The 6,263-nt window shown below is 49.7% G+C and carries 8 protein-coding genes; 7 read left to right on the top strand and 1 reads right to left on the bottom strand.

Translation table 11 applies throughout. The features are described 5' to 3' along the window. Positions 1–1,162, bottom strand: a 1,162-nt coding sequence (gene thiC, locus PLA23_RS09310; protein ID WP_324474960.1) for a phosphomethylpyrimidine synthase ThiC, incomplete at its 3' end; no start/stop codon positions are given. A gap of 37 nt (positions 1,163–1,199) precedes the next feature. On the opposite strand from thiC, the gene PLA23_RS09315 reads away from it, so the two are divergent. The 7 genes from PLA23_RS09315 to PLA23_RS09345 all read left to right on the top strand — a co-directional run. After that, on the top strand, positions 1,200–1,805 hold the full coding sequence (locus PLA23_RS09315) for an MBL fold metallo-hydrolase (RefSeq protein ID WP_324329763.1): 606 nt from the start codon (positions 1,200–1,202) through the stop codon (positions 1,803–1,805). After that, positions 1,729–2,349, top strand: coding sequence for a GIY-YIG nuclease family protein (locus tag PLA23_RS09320; protein WP_324474961.1), 621 nt, complete (start codon positions 1,729–1,731; stop codon positions 2,347–2,349). The genes PLA23_RS09315 and PLA23_RS09320 overlap by 77 nt, the downstream gene beginning before the upstream one ends. Next, a complete protein-coding gene (locus tag PLA23_RS09325) occupies positions 2,330–3,349 on the top strand; it encodes a type II glyceraldehyde-3-phosphate dehydrogenase (RefSeq protein ID WP_324329761.1) in 1,020 nt (339 codons plus the stop codon). Before PLA23_RS09320 ends, PLA23_RS09325 begins: the two co-directional genes overlap by 20 nt. 42 nt (positions 3,350–3,391) lie before the next feature. Further along, positions 3,392–4,333 carry a tyrosine--tRNA ligase gene (locus tag PLA23_RS09330; protein ID WP_324329760.1) on the top strand — a complete coding sequence of 314 codons (942 nt, stop codon included), beginning with the start codon at positions 3,392–3,394 and terminating at the stop codon, positions 4,331–4,333. A gap of 13 nt (positions 4,334–4,346) precedes the next feature. After that, positions 4,347–5,117, top strand: coding sequence for a serine protein kinase RIO (locus PLA23_RS09335; protein WP_324329759.1), 771 nt, complete (start codon positions 4,347–4,349; stop codon positions 5,115–5,117). 15 nt (positions 5,118–5,132) lie between these two features. Beyond that, a complete protein-coding gene (locus PLA23_RS09340; RefSeq protein WP_324329758.1) occupies positions 5,133–5,672 on the top strand; it encodes a KH domain-containing protein in 540 nt (179 codons plus the stop codon). Between the two features lie 46 nt (positions 5,673–5,718). Then, the coding region (locus PLA23_RS09345) for a DEAD/DEAH box helicase (RefSeq protein ID WP_324474963.1) at positions 5,719–6,263 on the top strand (545 nt) is incomplete at its 3' end.

Here is a 6,263-nt window from a genome sequence, read left to right on the forward strand (position 1 = left end):
GTCGTGCCACATCAGGAAATAACGACGTTTTAAACTGTGTTTCCCAGTCAAGTTCAAAGCGTGCCTTTCCCATCAGGATTTCACGCTCATATGCATCTTTCCGGCCGGCAAGCAGATCTCCGACATGCGCTGCAAGAACCGAGGCTCTCGTCCCCTCAATGATATCATGGACCCGTGGTAGAGCAAGGTGTTCACTCGGGGATACCATACACAGGAAATTTGCACCATGTTTGCACGCAACCGCTCCGCCTATTGCACCAACTACATGATCATATCCTGACGCGATATCGGTAACAAGCGGACCGAGAAGATAGAGCGGGGCCTGATCAGTCAGCTCCTTTATCATCCTGACATTGTATCCTATCTGCTCAAAAGGCATATGACCCGGTCCTTCTATCATCCGGGGAATACCAAGATGATGAGCCTGTCTGGCAAGCCGGCCAAGGTTAAGATATTCAACAGTCTTTGCCTCCCGGGACGCATCCTCATGACACCCCGGACGCATTCCGTCACCCAGGCTGACAACAACCTCGTATTCAGCCAGAATCTCACACAGGTAGTCAAATTCATGAAACAGTGGATTTTCTTCTTCCCGTGCAGCCATCATCGCCACATGAAATGCTCCCCCTCTGGAAACAACACCCATCCGTCGCGGATCTTCCCGAAGCGAACGCAGGACATCCTGATTGACACCACAATGCAGCGTAAGAAAGTCAACCCCGTCCCTGCAGTGCTCACGAATCACAGTAAATAAAAGATCTCCGTCAACATCACATGCCGAGCCTGCCCGTCGTACTGCCTCATAGATCGGGACCGTCCCGACAGGAACCGGAAAGGTGAGGATAGTCCGACGGATAGCAGGAAGATCCCCTCCGGTTGAGAGATCCATCAAGGTGTGGGCACCATTCTGTAAAGCTGCTTCTGCCTTCTCTTTTTCAAGGGACGGATCACAGACATCCCGGGACGTGCCCACATTGACATTGACCTTGACCCTGCATCCCTGCCCGATGGCACACGGAGGGTGAGGTCGCGAGGGGTTTAGAGGAACAACCACCCTTCCTGCCTCAATCAGCCTAATTAACCGGTCAGTCTCTAATGATTCGGTTTGTGAAACCGTCTGCAGAACTGAAGTATCAGGAAGGGAATATCGGGTATGTACCATATCCTACTTGTTGTATGCAGAGGAATATGATAGTCACATGGCAGTAAAATTCATCCCGGGAAGAGGGATGTACGCAAACGCCTATGTTGCACGGGGCACGATTCTGGTTGACGCCGGGGTGACCCCGATGGCAATTGAGGCGCATCGGAACACGATTACCCACATCATCCTGACCCACTGTCATTTTGATCATATCGCCTACCTCCCTGCGATACAGAAGATGACCGGGGCAAAGATCTGTATTCATGAGGCAGATGCTGAAGGACTGAACAATGACAACCTCAGTCTTGCGATGCATTTTGGTGAACATTCACCAGGGATCATTCCTGATATCATCCTTGAGGGAGGGGAGGTATTTGATGGATACGAGATCCTACACACCCCCGGTCATACCCCAGGAAGTATCTGCCTGTATGACAGGGCTTCTGAAGAACTCATCTCCGGGGATACCGTCTTTTCTGATGGTGCATTCGGGCGGTATGACTTTCCAGGTGGAAGCAGAACCGTGCTCTCAGATTCTCTTCACATGCTTTCCACGCTGAAGGTTGGCGGTCTCTATCCAGGTCATGGAATACCGGCACGGGAGAATGGGGAACGGTTTATTAAGGCCGCTGCTGCTCTCATCCAGTCAGTCTATGGATAAGGGAGTATACATCCTCCTCGTACAGAATGACGAGTGCCAAATTCGCGTAGGAGCCAGTGGTAAGAGGATTTTTTCAGCCGGATGGCATGCCTATGTGGGATCTGCTCTTGGGGCAGGGGGATTTGCACGGGTCATGCGACATTTCAGGCTGAATTCTGAAAAAGACAGAAGACCCTGCTGGCATATCGACTCACTCCTTATCTCCCCATGCTTTCAGGTCACCGGTGCGTACTGTATCCATACACAGGAGCGGATCGAATGCCATATTGCACACCAGATGACCGGAGACGTGATCACAGGCTTTGGTTCATCTGATTGTTCCTGCAAAGGACATCTCTTTTACTATCCGTATGATCCCACCGGGGAGTTGTTACACCTTATTCATTCATTATCCAGACAGGGGACAATCCACGGTGTTGATTTTCGATCACCATACCCAGCTGGGATGAATGGATTGCAAGGACACATTATATGTATTTATAAAGCAGATACCAATCAATCATCATTTGAGCGAGGTCCACAGGATGATCAAAGTTGCAATTAATGGATATGGAACCATCGGAAAGCGGGTTGCAGATGCAGTCTCTGCCCAGAAGGATATGGAGATTATCGGGGTTTCAAAGACAAAACCATCAGCAGAGGCATTGATTGCCGTTCAGAGGGGGTACCCGGTATATATTGCTGACATGAGTAAGAAGGATGCATTTACAAAAGCAGGAATTCCGGTTGCAGGTTCCGTTGAGGACATGCTTAAAAAAGCCGACATTGTGGTTGATGCAACACCAGGAGGGGTTGGTGAGTCTAATAAGCCTCTCTATGAGAAAGCCGGTGTAAAGGCAATCTGGCAGGGTGGTGAAGACCACGAAGTCGCAGGATTTTCTTTCAATGCCCATGCAAATTATAAGGATGCTATCGGAAGACAGTTTGTCAGGGTAGTCTCATGTAACACGACCGGACTGTGCCGGGTTATTAAGGCCATGGATGACGCATTCGGGGTCACCAAAGTCAGGGCGGTGATGGTCAGACGTGGAGCCGATCCTCATGTCGTCAAAAAGGGCCCGATTGATGCCGTTGTCCTTGACCCGCCGACCATTCCCAGCCACCATGGACCTGACGTGAACACCGTCCTCCCCCATATCGATATAATAACCATGGCGATGATTGTGCCGACGACTCAGATGCACATGCATGCAATCACTATCGAACTGAAGAAAGAAGTGAGCCGTGATGATGTGCTTGCCGTTATGAGAAACCATAACCGGATCGGTCTTGTACAGCCGAAGACTGCCATCAAGAGCACAGCAGAACTAAAAGAATATGTCATGGATATGGGCCGGCCGAGGTCTGACTTATGGGAGAATGGAATATTTGAGGCATCGGTCAATATGGTCGGAAAGGAACTCTTCTTCTTCCAGGCAATCCATCAGGAGGCCGATGTTGTGATAGAAAACGTGGATGCAATCCGCGCGATGATGGGAGCGGTCACTGACCCGGAGACCTCTATCAGGATGACGAACGAGGCTATGCAGTTTACTGCCCTCTAATCACTCATCCTATTATCACGGTCAAATACAAACCTCCTCAGAATGGATACATACGCCCGTGTAATACGGAACACGGTCGAGGTTGTTACTGACGAGGAACTGCGTTCCCTCCTTGACCGTCCGGTCAGAAAGGTCTACGCAGGATATGAACCAAGTGGAGAGATCCATCTTGGGCATCTGGTTACGATCAATAAACTGATAGATCTCAGAGATGCAGGTTTTGAAGTCACTGTTCTCCTTGCTGATCTCCATGCGTTCCTGAACCGGAAAGGGACAATGGAAGAAGTAAAAAAACTGGCTGAATATAACCGCCGCTGTTTTGAGGGGCTTGGGCTGACTGACATCCGCTATGTGCTCGGGTCTTCATTTCAGCTCTCTCCTGAATATCAGATCCTGGTCCATGAATTATCTCAGGCGATCACCCTGAACCGCGCCAAACGGAGTATGGATGAGGTCGGAAGGCAGATGGACAACCCGACAGTATCACAGATGGTATACCCCATCATGCAGATGGCAGATATTGCGATGCTCGGGGTTGATGCGGCCCTTGGAGGTATCGATCAGCGGAAGATCCACATGCTGGCACGTGAGTATCTGCCTGCGAAAAACTACCCTTCTCCGGTCTGTATCCACGTTCCCATCCTCCATGGCCTTGATGGGAAGAAGATGTCCTCATCCCAGGGGAACTACATTTCAGTTGCAGAGTCCGAGGATGATATCAGAAAGAAGATGAAGAAAGCATTCTGTCCGCCGGAGATTGTCGACAACCCGGTCCTGCAGGTGCTTCAGCATCATATATTCCCGCGAATGGAAACCGTTACCATTGAACGGCCGGAAAAATTTGGTGGAAACCGGACATTTGGATCATATGAGGAGATGGAACATGCCTATGCACAAGGACAGATACACCCGGCAGATCTGAAGACTGCCGTTGCAGAGAGCCTCATTACCATCCTTGCTCCGGTTCGGCAGTATCTGAAGTAAATCGGGTGAGTTCTTGAGAGATCGGCAGACAGATGAATTTGATAAACGAGTCGATGAACTCAGGACAAAAATCAAGGGACTTGACCAGCTTAAGGTCAGGGATGATGTATTTGATGAATACACCCTCCTCGGCCTTTATAAACTCCTTTCCAAGGGTTGGATTACATCTATGGGTGGGCCGATATCCACCGGAAAGGAGGCAAATGTGTACCTCGCCGACCGGAATGGGACCCCTGTGGCGGTGAAGATATACCTGACGAGGACTGCGAATTTTAAGAAGATGCAGGACTATATCACCGCTGACCGGAGATTTATCAATATCGGGAAAAACCGTCGGGATGTGATATTCGCCTGGACCAGAAAAGAGTTTTCAAACCTTAGGCGTGCAGAGGAAGCAAAAATACTGGTCCCGCACCCGCTGATCTTTGATCGGAATGTACTGGTCATGGAATTTTTAGGGGAGGAAACCAGTGCTTTTCCCCAGCTCCGGCTTGCAGTGTTTGATGATGCCCAGAGGGTCTATGATGAGATTTTAGAGGATATCAGAATTCTTTGGAGACAGGCAAAACTGGTTCATGGGGATCTCTCGGAATATAACATTCTCTATGGGAGAGGACATCCATATCTCATAGACATGGGACAGGCCGTCACCCGGGATCATCCCCATGCTCCGGGTTTTTTGAAACGCGATCTGGAACAGCTGAACCGGTTCTTCAATGAGCGATGTACCACGAGAGAGATATCAGAGATTCTTGAAAAGCTGTGCGGTACATCGCCGCAATAACCAAAGGAGTCATGTATGCAACAGGAAACACGAATAACCCAGGAACGAATAGGGGTTCTTATCGGAAAAAAAGGGCAGACAAAGCGGGAGATAGAAGAGAAGACAAAAACACGGATACTGGTTGACAGTGAAGAGGGGCTTGTCAGTATCGAGGGTGAGGATGCTGACGGGTTTATTCAGGCGGTTGAGACCGTAAAAGCAATAGCCCGCGGCTTCTCTCCTGAACGCGCCTCAATACTCCTAGAGGATCCTGACCTGTATCTTGAGATTATTGAGCTCTCTGAATATGCCGGCAGCGATTCAAAAATTGAACGGATCAGAGGGCGAATTATCGGACGTGATGGTCGATCCCGGGCACAGATCCAGGACATGACGGCAACAGAGATCTCCGTTTATGGCAAAACCATCGGGATCATCGGCACCGTTGAACAGGTGAAGATTGCCAGGGAAGCAATCGAGATGCTTATCAAAGGGATCTCCCATGAATCGGTATTCTCATTCCTTGAGAAGAAACGTCGCGAATTGAAGCAGGATATGATCAGTTACTACTATTAACAGGAAGATTATGTCTTTTCTGATCCCTTCTCACTGGTGAACCGGAATGGATATTGCATCCCTCCCCCTTCCCGAACCCTTTATCAGAGCATGTCAGGCAAAAGGGATCAGAACATTATACCCGCCTCAGGCGGAGTGCATCAGGCACGGGTTACTCGAAGGAAAAAATCTGTTAATATCGATACCGACTGCCAGTGGAAAGACACTCCTTGCCGAGATGGCCATGTGGTCACGGATTGCTGCAGGTGGCAAATGCCTCTATATTGTCCCGCTTCGTGCCCTTGCATCAGAAAAATATGATGAATTTTCTAAGAAAGGGGGGATCAGGGTCGGTATCGCGACCGGTGATTTTGACCGGACCGATGCATACCTTGGAGAGAATGACATCATCGTTGCTACAAGTGAGAAGACCGACTCCCTGCTTCGAAATCGGACTCCCTGGCTCTCAAAGATCACGTGCATTGTCCTTGATGAGGTCCATCTGATCGGATCAGAGAACCGGGGGGCCACGCTTGAGATGGTCATCACCAAGCTGCGGTTTACCAACCCTGGTATGCAGATCATCGGTCTGTCTGCTACCATCGGAAATCC

Source organism: Methanospirillum sp. (assembly GCF_035406105.1).
In the GTDB taxonomy this organism is placed as follows: domain Archaea; phylum Halobacteriota; class Methanomicrobia; order Methanomicrobiales; family Methanospirillaceae; genus Methanospirillum.